The organism is Antarctobacter sediminis (assembly GCF_019218285.1).
Lineage (GTDB): Bacteria > Pseudomonadota > Alphaproteobacteria > Rhodobacterales > Rhodobacteraceae > Antarctobacter > Antarctobacter sediminis.
In genome coordinates this window covers 747,382-762,720 of sequence record NZ_JAHUZG010000003.1, presented here as the reverse complement: position 1 = coordinate 762,720, position 15,339 = coordinate 747,382, and the positions used below count along the sequence as shown (strand labels likewise).

The window sequence follows — 15,339 nt, the reverse complement described above, 5'->3', positions numbered from 1 at the left end:
TGAGGGATCATTGGCCAGCGACCGCAATGCATCTGACGATTTTACCGGCCCGCTCAAGCGGCTGCTTTTGGTCGTCCTTGCGCTGGTACTGTTCGGGATCTTCCTTCTCTGGCGCATCGACAGCCCACGCGTGGAACGGTTCCGCGCGCAGGTGGTCGATGCGGTGGTGCCGCGCATGGACTGGGCCATGTCGCCGGTCACGGCCTCGGTGCGCCTGATCCGCGATTTCCAGAGCTATCAGCGCCTATATGAACAGAACGAGGAATTGCGCCGCGAGTTGCGCAAGATGACAGCCTGGCGCGAGGCGGCCCTGCAACTGGAACAGGAAAACGCGCGTCTGCGGGATCTCAACAACGTGCGGCTGGATCCGCGTCTGACCTATATCACCGCCGTTGTACTGGCGGATTCCGGGTCGCCTTTTCGCCAGTCGGTGCTGATCAACGTGGGCTCGCGCGATGGCATCGTCGACGGCTGGGCCACCATGGACGGTATCGGCCTTGTCGGCCGTGTGTCGGGTGTGGGCGCCAACACCAGCCGCGTGATCCTGTTGACCGACGCGACCAGCCGCATCCCCGCCGAAATCCAGCCCTCGGGTCAGCGGGCAATCATCGCTGGCGACAACAGCTCGGCCCCGCCCATCGACTTTCTGGAGAACCCCGATCTGGTCCGTCCCGGCGACCGGATCGTGACAACTGGCGACGGCGAGGTTTTCCCCCCGGGTCTTTTGATCGGACAAGTGGCGCAGGATCCGGGCGGGCGGCTGCGGGTCCGGCTGGCCGCCGATTACGAGCAACTGGAGTTCCTGCGCGTGCTGCGTGACCACGGCGCGCGCAAGGTCGATGCGCCCTCATCGCTGATCCTGCCCGAGGCGCTGCCCGACGCCGGTGCGCCCCCGGTTCCCGGCGGGACAGGAGCGCCCGGCGATGGCTGAGAACAGCCCGGCGCGGCTTTGGTCCCTGCGCGCGGCTTATGGCGGGCTGGCGCTGGCGATCTTCTTTGTCCACCTGCTGCCGATGAGGATCGTGCCGCCGGGGATCGCCGGGCCTGACCTGCTGACGGCACTGACCTTTGCCTGGGCCTTGCGCCGCCCCGATTACGTGCCGATGCTGTCGATTGCCATCGTCATGCTGTTGGCGGATTTCCTGTTCCAGCGTCCGCCGGGTCTTTGGGCCTTGCTGGTCCTGCTGGCCTCGGAATGGCTGAAACTGCGCGGACGGCACGTCCGCGAAAACACCTTTGCCGCTGAATGGCTGACCGCCGCCTCGGCGCTGTTGGTCATCACCGTCATCTACCGCGTTGCGCTTGCTCTCTTGATCGTGACCCCGGGAATGCTTTCCTTATGGGTGATGCAATATGGTATGACGGTGGCGGCCTATCCGCTGGTGGCCGCGATCAGCTACCTTGCCCTTGGCGTGCGCCGCAGCACGCCCGGTGAATACGATCACACGGGACGCCCACTATGAGACGAAGCCCACGCGAAACCACCGAAAGCGCCCGTCGCATCACGCGACGCGGCCTGATTCTGGGTGGTCTGCAACTGGGATTTGCCAGCGTACTTGCCCTGCGGATGCGACACATGCAGGTCGATCAGGCGGATGAATTCCGCCTGCTGGCCGAGGAAAACCGCATCAACATCCGCCTGATTCCCCCCGCGCGGGGCCGGATTTTCGACCGCGAAGGCCGGGTAATCGCAGAGAACGAACAGACCTACCGCATCACCCTCACGCGCGAAGACGCGGGCGATGTGACCAAGGTTATTCACCGTCTGGGCCAGCTGGTGGAACTGGACGAGGATGACCTGAACCGCGCATTGGCCGAGATGGAGCGCACGGCGCCCTTCTTTCCGGTCACCATCGCTGACCGCGTCACTTGGGATGACATCAGCCGCGTGGCGGTCAACGCCCCGGCCCTGCCCGGCGTCACGCCCGAGGTCGGCCTGTCGCGCACCTATCCCAACCGTGAGCTGTATGCCCATGTGGCGGGCTATGTCGGCCCGGTCTCCGAACGCGACCTCAGCCGCTATGAAGATCCGCCGCCGGTTCTGCGCATCCCGCGCTTTCAGATCGGCAAGGTCGGAGTCGAGTCGAAATACGAGGAAAAGCTGCGCGGCAACGCCGGGGCCAAGCGAGTCGAGGTCAACGCCGTCGGTCGTGTCATGCGCGAACTTGACCGTCGCGAAGGTGAGGCCGGCGCCGATCTCCAACTGACCGTGGACACGGCCTTGCAGGAATACGTGCAGGCGCGACTGGGATCGGAAAGTGCCTCTGTCGTCGTGATGGATGTGAACCGGGGCGACCTTCTGGCCATCGCTTCGGCGCCGTCTTACGATCCCAACAAGTTCGTGCGCGGGATTTCCGTCAAGGACTATGGAGAGTTGCGGGAAAACGATCACCGCCCGCTGGCCTCCAAGACGGTGCAGGATGCCTATCCACCCGGCTCGACCTTCAAGATGGTGACGGCACTGGCGGCGATGGACGCCGGGCTGATGACGCCCGATGACACGGTTTGGTGCCCCGGCCACCTTGAGGTCGGCGGGCGCAAGTTCCACTGCTGGAAACGTGTGGGCCATGGCCACATGAATCTGGAACAGAGCCTGCGCGAAAGCTGTGACGTATATTACTACGAGCTTGCGCTGAAGGTGGGCATCGAACGGATTGCCGATATGGCCCGCCGACTGGGGTTGGGCGAGGCACATGGCATTCCCATGTCCGCCGTCACCAGTGGCCTGATCCCGGACAAGGCGTGGAAGCTGCGCGAACGCGGCGCGGAATGGGTGATCGGGGATTCGGTCAACGCTTCGATCGGACAGGGTTTCGTGCTGGCCTCGCCGCTGCAACTGGCGGTGATGACCGCGCGGATCGCCACCGGCAAGGCGGTGACGCCGCGTCTGGTCAAAAGCATCGACGGGATCGAAACGGTCCACCTGGAAGGCGCGGACCTTGGCATCAACCCCAATCACCTGCGACAGGTGCGCAAGGCGATGTTCGCAGTGTCGAACCATCGGCACGGCACGGCCTACCGGTCGCGCATCGCCGCGGACGAGATGCGCATGGCCAGCAAGACCGGCACCAGCCAGGTGCGCAACATCACCGCCGCTGAACGCGCGCGCGGTGTGACCTCGAACGACGACCTGCCGTGGGAACGGCGCGATCACGCGCTATTCGTGAACTTTGCCCCTGCCGAGACCCCGCAAATCGCGGTGTCGGTCGTGGTCGAACACGGCGGCGGCGGCAGCACCGCGGCGGCGCCGATCGCCCGAGACGTGACCTTGCAGGCGCTCTACAAGGGCGATCCCCCGCTCGAGGCCTATCCCTCGGCGGATCGTCGGCGCATCAAGGCGCAACAGGAACGGCTGGCACGTGAACGCGCCGAACGCCGCGCTGCGGGGAGCGACAGCGCGTGACCTATCTTGAGTACAACGTCAAAACGGTCCCGACCGGCTGGCGCAAGATCCTGTACCTGAACTGGCCGCTCGTCCTGTTGCTGACAGCCGTGGCCTGCATCGGTTTCCTGATGCTCTATTCGGTCGCGGGTGGATCTTTCAGCCCATGGGCCGAACCGCAGATGAAACGCTTTGGCCTTGGCATAGCGCTGATGTTCGCCGTGGCGCTTGTGCCCATCTACATCTGGCGGAACATGGCGCTGGTCGCCTACCTTGGCTCACTGGGCCTGCTGGTCATGGTGGAATTCTTCGGCGCAGTCGGCATGGGCGCCCAGCGCTGGATCGATCTGGGGTTCATGCGGTTGCAGCCCTCGGAACTGATGAAGATCTCGATGGTCATGCTGCTGGCGGCCTATTACGACCGCTTGCCGCTAAACCGGACATCGCGGCCCTTGTGGGTGCTGGTGCCGATCATCATCATTCTCTTGCCCACCGGGTTGGTGTTGACCCAGCCGGACCTTGGCACCGCCATCCTTCTGATGACGGCTGGGGGGTTGATGATGTTCCTCGCAGGGGTGCACTGGCTGTATTTCGCCACTGTCATCGGCGCGGGCGTTGGAACGATCTGGGCGGTCTTCCAAAGCCGGGGCACCGACTGGCAATTGCTTCAGGACTACCAGTTTCGCCGCATTGACACCTTCCTTGACCCTTCGTCCGATCCGCTGGGCGCGGGGTATCACATCACTCAGGCCAAGATCGCCATGGGCTCGGGCGGCTGGACGGGCCGGGGCTTTATGCAAGGCACCCAATCGCGGCTGAACTTTCTGCCGGAAAAGCATACGGACTTCATCTTCAACACATTGGCCGAAGAGTTCGGCTTTATTGGCGGGGTTTCGCTGCTGGCGCTCTACGTGCTGATCCTGCTGTTCTGCGTGGCCGCCGCGATCCAGAACCGCGACAGGTTTTCGTCTCTGCTGATCCTTGGTATCGGTCTGACCTTTTTCCTGTTCTTTGCCGTGAACATGTCGATGGTCATGGGGCTGGCACCTGTGGTTGGCGTGCCCCTGCCGATGGTCAGCTATGGCGGTTCGGCCATGCTGGTGCTGTTGTTGGCCTTCGGACTGGTGCAAAGCGCGCATATCCACCGGCCAAGATGACGGTCAAAGCCGCCCCGCGTGGTCGGCTTTCCCTTGGCTATTGGCCGTGATCTAAGGGGCCGCAGTCAACAGCGGAGCCCCGTCCATGCCCAACATCCTTTTCGCCGCCCGCACCGAACGCTGGGACGAATATGAAACCCCGTTGCGCACCGCGCTGGACGCGACCGGGATGGGCTATACTCTGGCCACCGAACTGCCGCCGGAAGAGGTGGATTACATGGTCTATGCACCCAATTCAGAGGTGCAGGACTTTGCCCCCTACACCCGGCTCAAGGCGGTCCTGAACCTCTGGGCCGGGGTCGAGGGGATCACCGGAAACAAGACCTTGACCGTGCCGCTGACGCGCATGGTGGACGAAGCCGGCCTGACCCAAGGCATGGTGGAATGGGTCACGGGCCACACGCTGCGCCATCATCTGCGGATGGACGAGCATATCGTGAACCCCAACCGCACATGGGATCCGACCCCGCCGCCGCTGTCTGCGGACCGTCCGGTGACGATCCTTGGCATGGGCGCATTGGGTCAGGCCTGTGCCAATGCACTGACCGCGCTGGGGTTCCCCGTAACCGGGTGGAGCCGGTCACCCAAGTCCCTGCCCGGCGTCACCTGCCTGTCCGGCGAAAACGGAATGCGCGAGGCCCTGAACGGTGCGCAGATCGTGATCCTGCTGCTGCCCGACACACCTGCCACGCAGAACCTGATCGACGCCGAGGCGCTGGCAATGACCGCCCCCGGCGCGTTCCTCATCAACCCGGGCCGCGGACCGTTGATCGACGATGACGCGCTGATTGCCGCGCTGGACAGCGGCCAGATCGCCCATGCCACGCTGGATGTCTTTCGCATCGAACCGCTTCCGCAGGACCACCCTTTCTGGAGCCATCCGGGCGTCACGGTCACTCCGCATATCGCCTCGACCACCCGACCGGATACCGCCGCGCAGGTCATCGCCGACAATATCCGCCGGGCAGAGGCGGGCGAACCGCTGTTGCATCAGGTCGACCGCAGCGCCGGGTATTGACCCCGGCCCCGTCAACCGCCACAAGCCTCCTGCCCCGCACGCCGTCCGGGGCAGGCCAGCCCGAGGATGCCGCTCATGAGCTTTGACCGTTCCGTCAAGATCGCCCCGTCGATCCTTTCCGCCGATTTTGCCAACTTCGGACAAGAGATCCAGGCCGTCGAAGCGCAGGGCGCCGACTGGATTCATGTCGATGTGATGGACGGGCACTTTGTGCCGAACCTCACCTTTGGCCCGCCCGCTGTCAAAGCCTTCCGCAAACACGTCAAGACCGTGATGGACGTGCACCTGATGATCGCCCCGGTCGATCCGTATATCGATGCTTTCGCCGATGCGGGCACCGATATCCTGACCGCCCATGTCGAGGCCGGTCCCCACATCCACCGCACCTTGCAAGCGATCCGCGCCGCGGGGATGAAGGCGGGCGTGGCGCTGAACCCGGGCACGCCGGCGCAGGCCGTCGAACACCTGTTGGACCTGACCGACCTGGTTTGTGTCATGACGGTGAACCCCGGTTTCGGCGGGCAGAAATTCATCGACATGACGGACAAGGTCCGTTCCCTGCGCGCCATGATCGGCGACCGCCCGGTACATATCGAAATTGACGGCGGCGTGACGCCGGAGACCGCCCCGCTGGTGGTCGAGGCCGGGGCCGATGTTCTGGTTGCCGGATCGGCGGTCTTCAAGGGCGGCTCGGTTCAGAACCCGGCCCCCTACGGCGAAAACATGCGCGCCATCCGTGCCTCTTTTGGCGGATGACACGCACGATCGCCTTCGATCTTGACGGCACGCTGATCGACAGCGTGGGCCACATCCATGACGGGGTGTCCCGCGCGCTGGCCGAAATGGGCCTGCCGGGCATCAGCCGCGACGACACGCAGGGTTTTGTCGGGCGCGGCCTGCCGATCCTGCTGCAACGTGTGTTGGATCACCTCGGCCAGTCACAGGATCACCACGCCGATCTTTCGACCCGCACCATGTTCCACTACGTGAACACGCCCAGCGATCCGGCCTCGGTCTATCCGGGGGCCGCCGACGCGCTGGATGCGCTGCGGTTGGCCGGTCATCGCCTGACGCTCTGCACCAACAAACCTTTCGAGGCAACGCAGGCCGCGCTGCGCGATACCGGGCTGGCCGAGTTCTTTGACCATGTCATCGGCGGAGACAGCCTGCCCACCCGCAAACCCGATCCTGCCATGCTTCTGGCCGCGCTGGACGGGGCAGAACATCCGCTTTTCGTGGGAGACAGCGAAACGGACGTGGAAACGGCGCAGAATGCGCGTGTGCCCTTCCTGCTGTTTACCGAAGGCTACCGCAAAACCGCGGTCGCCGACTTGCCGCATACCGCGGCCTTTTCGGATTTTTCCCGTCTTCCGCAACTGGTCGCAGGGCTGCCCTAGGCCTGCCCCGACGACCGGTATTTGAACACCCCTGTCCCCTTGGCGATCATTTCACCGGTCTCATCGGCGATCTGCGCCTCGGCAAAGAAACTCGACCGCCCGCCGCCGGTTTTCCAGCCTTCGCCCTTCAGAACCTGCCCTCGCGGACGCGACAGGTATTGAACGTTCAGGTTCAGCGTCAGACACATCTGGCGGCGATCCGGGTCCCCGGTCCAGCAGCCCGCATACCCCATGACCGTATCCAGCAATGAGGCATGCACCCCGCCATGCGGGTTGCCGTGCCGGTTCATCAGGAACATCTCCAGCGGGATTTCGAAAGCGGCATAGCCTTCGCGCCAATCCAGCATCCGCATGCCGATATGGGTTGCAAAGGGATAGGGGTCTTCGCGAAAGGCCTCATCCATAGGTCTGCCGGGCCTCCAACCCAAGATGCGCAAATTGCGGGACAAAAGCGCCCAGTTTCAATGCCTTTTCCGGGTTCGCGGCATTGCCGTCCAGCGCCCGTTTCTTGACACCCTGAAGGATCGCGGCCATGCGGAAAAAGGCGAAAGCCACGTAAAAGCCCAGCCCCTCGATCCCGTCGATGCCCCGCCGCGCGCAATATGCCGCGACAAAGTCCGCGTCCGACGGCAGACCCAGACTGCCCCGGTCCACCCCGGCCAGCCCGCGCCCCTCGACGCCCGGCGGCAGTTGCCACTGCATCAAGACCCCCGCAAGATCGGCATAGGGGTGGCCCAGCGTCGACAGCTCCCAATCCAGCACGGCAAGACAGGCGGGCCCTTCGGGGGCAAACAACAGGTTGTCGATCCGGTAATCTCCATGGACCAGCGTGCGCTGGCCGTCGTCAGGCGGCAAGGCGCCCTCCAGCCAGTTCATCAGACGCTCCATGTCGGGCTGCGGCTCGGTCTCGGACGCGCGATATTGCTTTGTCCAGCGTCCCAGTTGCCGTTCATAGTAATTGCCCGGCGCGCCGTAATCCTCCAACCCGCAAGCGGCAAGATCAAGGTCATGGATCGCCGCCAGAACGCGGTTCATTTCGTCCATGATGGCCGCACGCCCCGCCGGTGTCTCGGCGGGCAGGGTCGGCTCGATCAGGTTGCGGCCGACCACATGCTCCATGACATAAAAAACCGAGCCCAGAACGGCCTCGTCCTCGCAGAACGCATACATGCGGGGCACGGGCACAGCGGTCCCCGCCAACGCGCGCTGAACCCGGAATTCCCGGTCGACGGCATGGGCCGACTTCAGCAGAACGCCCGGCGGCTTGCGCCGCAGGACGTAGGCACCCGAGGCGCTTTCAAGGCGGAAGGTCGGATTGGACTGACCCACCATGAACTTTTCGGCCCGCAAAGGTCCTTGGAACCCCTCGACATGTGCCTCCATCCAGGTCGCCACGCGCGTCAGGTCATCCGCTTCCATGCCGTCCCCTGCTTCTTCTGTCTGAAAATATCCATCACCAACGGTGGCCGTCAGATCTTTTCGTTGGCGTATTTGCGCAGTTCCGCCCGCGCCACCTGCCGGCGGTGCACCGCGTCTGGCCCATCGGCAAAACGCAGCGTGCGGATATGGGTCCACATCGACGCAAGATCGTGATCCTGGCTGATCCCGCCCGCGCCATGCATCTGCATTGCCTCGTCCACCACCTTGCCCGCCATCAGCGGCGCGACCACCTTGATCTGGGAAATCCATGGCTGCGCCGCGCGGACCCCGGCGGTGTCCATCATCCATGCCGCCTTGAGGCACAGCAGACGCGCCATTTCGATCTCCATCCGCGCGTTGGCGATGATGTCGTAATTCGCGCCAAGATCGGCGATGCGCTTGCCAAAGGCCTCGCGCGACAGGCCGCGCTTGCACATCATCTCCAGCGCCTTCTCGGCCTGCCCGATTGCCCGCATGCAATGGTGGATGCGGCCGGGACCAAGCCGCCCCTGCGCCACCTCGAACCCGCGCCCTTCGCCCAGCACGATGTTGCGCGCCGGAACGCGCACATCGGTGAACCGGATATGCATATGCCCGTGCGGCGCGTCATCCTGCCCAAAGACCTGCATCGGACGGAGAATCTCGATGCCGGGCATGTCCGGGTCCATGACGAACATCGTATGCCGTTCATGTTTGGGAGCATCCGGCGCGGTGCAGGCCATCAGGATATACAGGCCACAGCGCGGATCCCCCGCCCCGCTGATCCACCATTTTTCACCGTTCAGGACAAAATCATCCCCGTCCCGCCGCGCCTCAAAGGCCAACTGTGCCGCGTCTGAGGAGGCCACGCCCGGCTCGGTCATGACATAGGCCGACCGGATCTCTCCCTCCAGCAAGGGGGCCAGCCAACGTTCCTTCATCCAGTCCTCGCCGTAACGTTCCAGCACTTCCATGTTGCCGGTGTCGGGCGCATTGCAATTGAAGACCTCGGCGGCGATGCCGACCTTGCCCATTTCCTCGGCCAGATAAGCGTATTCCACGGTGGTCAGGCCATAGCCGCGTTCGGAATCCGTCAGCCAGAAGTTCCACAGCCCGCGCGCCTTCGCCATGTCCTTCAGCCCGTCGAGGATCTCCAACTGGCGCGGCACATGTTTGAAGCGGTCCCCGGTAGGATGCGTCCCTACCAGTGCGTGAAACTCGGCGTCCAGCGGCGCGATCTCTTCTTCGATCATCCGGCGCACCTGCGCCACCAGCGGTTTCACCCGCTCCGTCATCCCCAGGTCCATGCTCTCTCCTCTCGACAGTTCCGCGCCGCCCGCGCCCGGATCGGCGCGCGGGTTGGGCGGGTGGGCGCCGCGCCGGTCCGGGCGCGGGCGGTGCTATTGATGCAGATACAACCGCGTGATCCAGTTGGCCGCAAGGGCCGGTCGTTCCGCCCCCTCGATCTCGACCTCCACGTCCCAGTGGACATCAAGCCAGCCTTCGCCCTCGTCCACGCTGGCCACGGTAAAGCGGCCACGGATCCGCTTGCCCACCCGAACGGGCGAAATAAAGCGGATGCGGTCAAAACCATAATTCACGCGTGAGGTGATGCCCGACAGTCCCGACATCACATCGTTCGACATGGCCGAAAGCATCGACAGCGTGAGGAACCCATGCGCGACGCAGCCACCAAAAGGCGTTTCCGCCGCGGCGCGCGCCTCGTCGAGGTGGATGAACTGCCAATCCGCAGTCGCATCGGCAAAGGCGCTCACCCGCCCTGCGTCCATCTCGATCCACTCGGTGGCGCGCGGCGCCATGTCCCTCAGATCGTCAGCCAGCATCGGGCAGCACGTAGTCGCCAAAACGCTTGCGCAGGGTCAGCTTGGACACCTTCCCCGTGGCTGTCAGTGGCAGGTCCTCGACACATTCCATCGCATCGGGCAACTGCCACTTGGCGATATGGTCCAACATCATCGCATGGATTTCGTCCAGCTGGGGCGGGTCCCCGGCGTCACGTGGCACAACCACCAACAGGGGCCGTTCTTCCCATTTAGGATGGGGCACCGCGATCACCGCGCAATTGGCCACCTTTGGGTGCGCCATGGCGATGTTTTCAAGGTCAAGCGAACTGATCCATTCGCCACCCGACTTGATCAAATCCTTGCTGCGGTCCTGAATCGTCAGGAAACCGTGTTCGTCGATCACGGATACATCGCCCGTCCCGAACCAGCCATCCGCGTCAAAAGAATTGGCCGAGGCCTCTTCGTTTCGGAAATAACCCGCAATCACGGTGTTGCCGCGCACATGCAATTCGCCCGCGGTCTGGCCGTCATTGGGCACCGGGCGACCATCTTCGCCATCCACGCGCATTTCGACACCAAAGACCCTGCGCCCCTGTTTCGCCTTCAGCGCCATACGGTCCTCGAAAGGCAGATCCTTCATCGCGCCAGTCAACTGGCCGGTGGTGCCCACCGGGCTCATCTCTGTCATCCCCCATGCGTGGCAGACATCGACGCCGCGTTTCTCGAAAAACTCGATCATGGCGCGCGGTGCAGCCGACCCGCCGATCACAAGCTGATCCAGCGCCGAGGGCACCGCATCGCGCTGTTCCACCTCGGCCCGCAGGCCAAGCCAGACTGTTGGCACGCCCCACGAAGCAGTGACGCTCTCGGCTTCCATCAGGTCAAAAACAGAAGCCCCGTCCAGTTTGCCCCCCGGCATCACCAGTGACGCACCAACCAGCGGCGCAGCATAGGGCAGCCCCCATGAATTGACGTGGAACATCGGCACAACCGGCAGGATCCGCGCGCCTTCGTGCAAGGATCGCGGCACCGTCACCGCAAGATACAGCGCGTGCAGAACGGTTGAACGATGGCTGTACAACGCGCCCTTGGGATTGCCGGTGGTGCCAGAGGTATAACACAGCCCGGCGGCGCTGTCCTCGGGCAGGATCGGCCAATCATAGGTCTCGGGCTGGCCATCCAGCAGTTCTTCGTAGCACAGCAGGTCCAGCTTGCTGTCGGGCATATGCGCCCGATCGGTCAGGACCACCAGCTTCAATCCCGCCGGCAGATGTTCGGCCAGCGCCTCGACGATCGGGACAAAGGTCAGGTCAATGCACAGCACGCTGTCCTCGGCATGGCCGATGATATACAGCATCTGTTCGGCAGACAGCCGCGGGTTGATCGTGTGACAGACCGCCCCCATTCCGCTGATCGCGTAGTACAGTTCAAAATGGCGATAGCCGTTCCAGGCAAGGGTCGCGACCCTGTCCCCCTGCCCCACCCCAAGCGCCGCAAGCCCATGCGCCAGTTGCGCTGTGCGCGCATAGGCCTGTGCATAGGTTTCGCGGTGAATATCGCCCTCGGTGCGCACGGAAACGATCTCTCCTCCCGGGTGCGCCTGCGCCGCGTAGTCGAGAATCTCGATGATCCTCAGTGGCATATGCATCATCATGCCCTGCATCTGGCCCTCCCTTGCCGTCTGCCTGCGTGCCGCTAGACTGCGCGCGACAGACACCCGCGTGCAACCCATTTTCCCGCAGAATCCTGCAAGGAGTTCCCATGACCGACCAGATGCGCCGCATCGCCCTCGCCCGCCGCCCCAAGGGGATGCCCGTGCCCGAGGATTTTTCACTTGAGACCGCGCCGATGCCCGAAATGGCACCGGGCAACGTGCTGGTCGAAGTCACACATCTGTCGCTGGATCCCTACATGCGGGGCCGGATGGAGGCGGTCGGCGGCTATGCCGCCTCGGTCGATCTGGGCGGCACCATGGTTGGGCAGGGCGTCGGGCGGGTGCTGCGCTCGGCGGCAGACGGCTTTGCCGAGGGTGATCTGGTCACCGGCATGACCGGATGGGCCAGCCACGCCCTGCTGCCTGCACAGGACCTGCGCAAGCTGGACAACACCCTGCCTCCGTCAACGGCGCTTGGCGTTCTGGGGATGCCCGGCTTTACGGCATGGACGGGACTGCGCGAATTTGGCCGCCCCCAAGCGGGTGAAACGCTGGTTGTGGCGGCCGCGACGGGGCCGGTCGGTTCGCTTGTGGGGCAGTTGGCAAAGGCAGCCGGATTGCGCACGGTGGCCGTGGCCGGCGGCGCGGAGAAATGTCAACTTGCGGTCGAGACTTTCGGCTTTGACGCCGCGGTGGATCATCGCGCATTCGCCGGTGCGCTGGCGCTGCGCGAGGCTATTGCCGCCGAGACCCCCGACGGGATCGACATCTACTGGGAAAATGTCGGCGGCAAGGTGCTGGAGGCGGTGGTGCCGCTGATGAACACCCATGGCCGGGTGCCGCTGTGCGGCACGATTGCCTGGTATGGCGGCGCCGACGCGACCGAGGACCGCCTGCCGCTGGTCTGGCGTTCGATCCTTGTAAAGCGCCTGTCGGTCAACGGGTTCATCATTTTCGACCACTGGGATCGTTTCCCCGAGTTCCTTGCCGAAATGACACCTCGGGTCGCCGCAGGCGATTTTGCCTTTCTCGAAGACGTGGCCGAAGGGCTAGAAAACGCACCCGGGGCGTTCATCTCGATGCTGCAAGGCGGAAACACCGGCAAGCAGATCGTCAAACTCGCCGATTGAACGATGAGGCCGGCGCCTTGTCAGGCTGCCGGCCCGTCCACCTCGGTCTCCAGCGCAAGGGGCGCAGGCGTGCCGCTCAGATCATCCACCCGCAATGGCCCCGAAGGCCGGGCGAGACGGTTGCGCACGACCCAATGCAGGCGCGACTGCGCGCGGGTGATCGCCACATAGGCGAGACGTTTCCACAAGGGCTGTCCTGCTTCGTTCCGTCCGGCGCGCGCCGCAGCATACAGATCAGGGGCAAAGACCTGAACCGCATCCCATTGAGACCCCTGCGCCTTGTGGATCGTCACCGCCGCGCCGTGCAGGAATGTCGCCCCCATGCGGGCCGCATAGGGGATGAAAGGCTCTTCTTCCTCGGGCTTCTCGATCTTGACGATCGACGCGGCCGAGACCTGCGGTTCTGGCGCGCCCACCACGTGGAGGCGCGAAAATCCCGGCTTTTTGCCCGGCCCCAGATAGATGACCTGCGCGCCCTTGATCAGGCCGCGCGCCTCCAGATCCAACCGTTTCTTGCGGTGCTTCAGCGGCAGTTCGATGCCGTCACAGACCAGCGGTTCACCGGGCAGAAGGCTGTCCTCGGGGGCATCGTGGACCCGACGAAAGGCGTTGATCAGGCGGATCCGGGTGGCATTTCGCCAGACCAGCACAGGCGAGCGGGCCATTAGGTCGACCTCGACCCTTTGGCCATAGACGACACGGTCATCCTTGCGGGCCGCCTCTTCGACCAGACGTTCGAAATCCTCGAACCCCAGCGCCGGATCGGCCAGCGCATGGGCCAGATCGAGAATCGGGTTATCCGCCTGCTGGCGGTGAATGCGGTGCAATTCCCGTTTCTGGCTGTCCTTCAGCCCGTCAAAGACCATCTTTCCCGATTGATTGACCGGGGCCAGCTGTGCCGGATCGCCAAACAGAACCAGATTGGGGAAGATCTCGCACAGATCCTCGAACTGCCGCTCGTCCAGCATCGAGGATTCATCGACAAAACCGATGTCCAACGGCTCTTCGCGTCGTTTCCACCCGGTGATGAAATCACTGCCGCGCAGGCCCGCCGCGGCAAGTGCGGCGGGAATCGATTTGTGCTGTTCATAGGTCGCCTGCGCGCGGGCCAGCGCCTCTTGTGTGACGCCCTCGATCTCTGGCGCTTCGTCCTCGTTGCCCATCAGCCATTCTGCGACCTTCTCGTACTCCGGGTCATAAACCGGGGTATAAATGATGCGATGAATGGTGGTGGCCGGAACGCCGCGCATCCGCAAAACGCTTGCCGCCTTGTTGGTCGGGGCCAGGACCGCGAGGGTCCGTTTTTCGCGCGAACGGCGGCTTTCGTAATCGCCCGAGACGGTTTCGACGCCGACCGCCTCCAGAGCTTTGACCAGCTCGGACAAAAGCAGGGTCTTGCCGCTGCCCGCCTTTCCCATCAGGGCCATGACGCGCGAACGCCCTTCGTTGGCGGGCAGGCACAGGCCCTCATCCAGATCGACGCCCGCATCGCGCAGCATCTCTGTCACGCTGTCAAAGGCAGCGGCCTGGTCGTCGGAAAAAACAAGCGCGGGAACGGTCATGCGCCGCACAGTATCCTGCGCACACGGGGGCCACCAGAACCCATTGACGCTTTGGCCGATCCAATTCCGGGAAATCCCTTTCCATTCCCGAAACGCAAAAGCGCGCGGGCCGGGCCCACGCGCATTTAATCTGTCGGCGGTTGCAGCCTGTCCTGTGTCAGGCCGCTTCCAACTGGCTGGGGACAACGATGTTGCCAAAGGACAGCTCGAACCAGCGGCGCGACATTTCCTGCGTCACGCCGGCGCTTTTGGCAACGGCGGCCTGTGTCGCCGGAGTGGATTCCCACAGCGCCACGCTGATGGCATCGCGACCTTCGCCCTGCGTGCCCAGAACTTCAGGCTCCGACCCGATGCGGCGGAAGACGCGCGTCATATGGGCAAAGATCACGCCGACGAAATGTTCCACCCCGAACTCACGCATGACCTCACCGCCCGCCAGCATGAGAGCCGCAGCCACACCGGCCTTGGCGCCCGGCGCAAGGCAAAAGCGGGTGCATTCCCAGATGACAGGGCTCTGGATCGTCACGCCATCGGTCAGATGGGTGAAATGTTCGTTCAGCATGGTACGGCCCAGGGTCGGCATCAACCGCAGGGACCCACCATGAGTGCCGTCGCTGTTTTCCCAAATGATGTACAGGGGGTTAAGGGCGTCGTATTGATCGCGCTCATAACCGTCCTCATCAACGGTCACTTCCCAGTTGTGACGTGTCTTGAACTGTGCCGCACGGTCACGGAACATGGTCCGCGAGAGCTTCGGAAACTTGTGCAGGTCGGTGCCGTAAACGTAGCGGATCATTGTGTTTTCCCCTCGGAATGCATGTTCGATGGGGAAAGAT

Annotated in this window: 15 protein-coding genes; 8 read left to right on the top strand and 7 right to left on the bottom strand. The window is 63.8% G+C overall.

Annotated features, from left to right (window positions below; genetic code table 11):
• The first annotated feature begins 10 nt into the window (after positions 1 to 10).
• The 7 genes from mreC to gph all read left to right on the top strand — a co-directional run bounded on the left by mreC (position 11) and on the right by gph (position 6,954).
• Positions 11 to 931 (top strand): rod shape-determining protein MreC, encoded by a 921-nt coding sequence (mreC, locus tag KJP30_RS18740; protein ID WP_218450854.1) that lies wholly within the window; start codon positions 11 to 13, stop codon positions 929 to 931.
• Positions 924 to 1,463 carry a rod shape-determining protein MreD gene (locus tag KJP30_RS18735; protein WP_218450853.1) on the top strand — a complete coding sequence of 180 codons (540 nt, stop codon included), beginning with the start codon at positions 924 to 926 and terminating at the stop codon, positions 1,461 to 1,463. Before mreC ends, KJP30_RS18735 begins: the two co-directional genes overlap by 8 nt.
• On the top strand, positions 1,460 to 3,403 hold the full coding sequence (gene mrdA, locus KJP30_RS18730; protein ID WP_218450852.1) for a penicillin-binding protein 2: 1,944 nt from the start codon (positions 1,460 to 1,462) through the stop codon (positions 3,401 to 3,403). Before KJP30_RS18735 ends, mrdA begins: the two co-directional genes overlap by 4 nt.
• On the top strand, positions 3,400 to 4,539 hold the full coding sequence (gene rodA / locus KJP30_RS18725; protein ID WP_218450851.1) for a rod shape-determining protein RodA: 1,140 nt from the start codon (positions 3,400 to 3,402) through the stop codon (positions 4,537 to 4,539). Before mrdA ends, rodA begins: the two co-directional genes overlap by 4 nt.
• A gap of 85 nt (positions 4,540 to 4,624) precedes the next feature.
• Entirely contained in the window at positions 4,625 to 5,557 is a 933-nt protein-coding gene (locus KJP30_RS18720; protein WP_218450850.1) for a 2-hydroxyacid dehydrogenase, read from the top strand.
• 75 nt (positions 5,558 to 5,632) lie between these two features.
• Positions 5,633 to 6,313, top strand: coding sequence for a ribulose-phosphate 3-epimerase (gene rpe, locus KJP30_RS18715; RefSeq protein WP_218450849.1), 681 nt, complete (start codon positions 5,633 to 5,635; stop codon positions 6,311 to 6,313).
• Positions 6,310 to 6,954 carry a phosphoglycolate phosphatase gene (gene gph, locus KJP30_RS18710; RefSeq protein WP_218450848.1) on the top strand — a complete coding sequence of 215 codons (645 nt, stop codon included), beginning with the start codon at positions 6,310 to 6,312 and terminating at the stop codon, positions 6,952 to 6,954. Before rpe ends, gph begins: the two co-directional genes overlap by 4 nt.
• On the opposite strand, the gene KJP30_RS18705 is transcribed toward gph, so the two are convergent.
• From KJP30_RS18705 to KJP30_RS18685, 5 genes are all read right to left on the bottom strand, one after another.
• On the bottom strand, positions 6,951 to 7,358 hold the full coding sequence (locus KJP30_RS18705; RefSeq protein ID WP_218450847.1) for a PaaI family thioesterase: 408 nt from the start codon (positions 7,356 to 7,358) through the stop codon (positions 6,951 to 6,953). The genes gph and KJP30_RS18705 overlap by 4 nt on opposite strands.
• Positions 7,351 to 8,373: a phosphotransferase family protein gene (locus KJP30_RS18700; RefSeq protein WP_218450846.1), complete on the bottom strand. Its 1,023-nt coding sequence runs from the start codon at positions 8,371 to 8,373 to the stop codon at positions 7,351 to 7,353. The genes KJP30_RS18705 and KJP30_RS18700 overlap by 8 nt, the downstream gene beginning before the upstream one ends.
• A gap of 50 nt (positions 8,374 to 8,423) precedes the next feature.
• A complete protein-coding gene (locus KJP30_RS18695) occupies positions 8,424 to 9,659 on the bottom strand; it encodes an acyl-CoA dehydrogenase family protein (RefSeq protein WP_218450845.1) in 1,236 nt (411 codons plus the stop codon).
• 93 nt (positions 9,660 to 9,752) lie between these two features.
• On the bottom strand, positions 9,753 to 10,196 hold the full coding sequence (locus tag KJP30_RS18690) for a MaoC family dehydratase (RefSeq protein WP_218450844.1): 444 nt from the start codon (positions 10,194 to 10,196) through the stop codon (positions 9,753 to 9,755).
• Positions 10,186 to 11,820, bottom strand: coding sequence for a long-chain-fatty-acid--CoA ligase (locus KJP30_RS18685; RefSeq protein ID WP_218450843.1), 1,635 nt, complete (start codon positions 11,818 to 11,820; stop codon positions 10,186 to 10,188). The genes KJP30_RS18690 and KJP30_RS18685 overlap by 11 nt, the downstream gene beginning before the upstream one ends.
• 98 nt (positions 11,821 to 11,918) lie before the next feature.
• On the opposite strand from KJP30_RS18685, the gene KJP30_RS18680 reads away from it, so the two are divergent.
• Positions 11,919 to 12,941 (top strand): NADP-dependent oxidoreductase, encoded by a 1,023-nt coding sequence (locus KJP30_RS18680; RefSeq protein WP_218450842.1) that lies wholly within the window; start codon positions 11,919 to 11,921, stop codon positions 12,939 to 12,941.
• 20 nt (positions 12,942 to 12,961) lie between these two features.
• On the opposite strand, the gene KJP30_RS18675 is transcribed toward KJP30_RS18680, so the two are convergent.
• Both KJP30_RS18675 and KJP30_RS18670 read right to left on the bottom strand, forming a co-directional pair.
• Positions 12,962 to 14,503 carry an ATP-dependent DNA helicase gene (locus tag KJP30_RS18675; RefSeq protein WP_218450841.1) on the bottom strand — a complete coding sequence of 514 codons (1,542 nt, stop codon included), beginning with the start codon at positions 14,501 to 14,503 and terminating at the stop codon, positions 12,962 to 12,964.
• A 157-nt stretch (positions 14,504 to 14,660) separates the two neighbouring features.
• Positions 14,661 to 15,299, bottom strand: coding sequence for an acyl-homoserine-lactone synthase (locus KJP30_RS18670; RefSeq protein WP_218450840.1), 639 nt, complete (start codon positions 15,297 to 15,299; stop codon positions 14,661 to 14,663).
• Between the last annotated feature and the right edge of the window lie 40 nt (positions 15,300 to 15,339).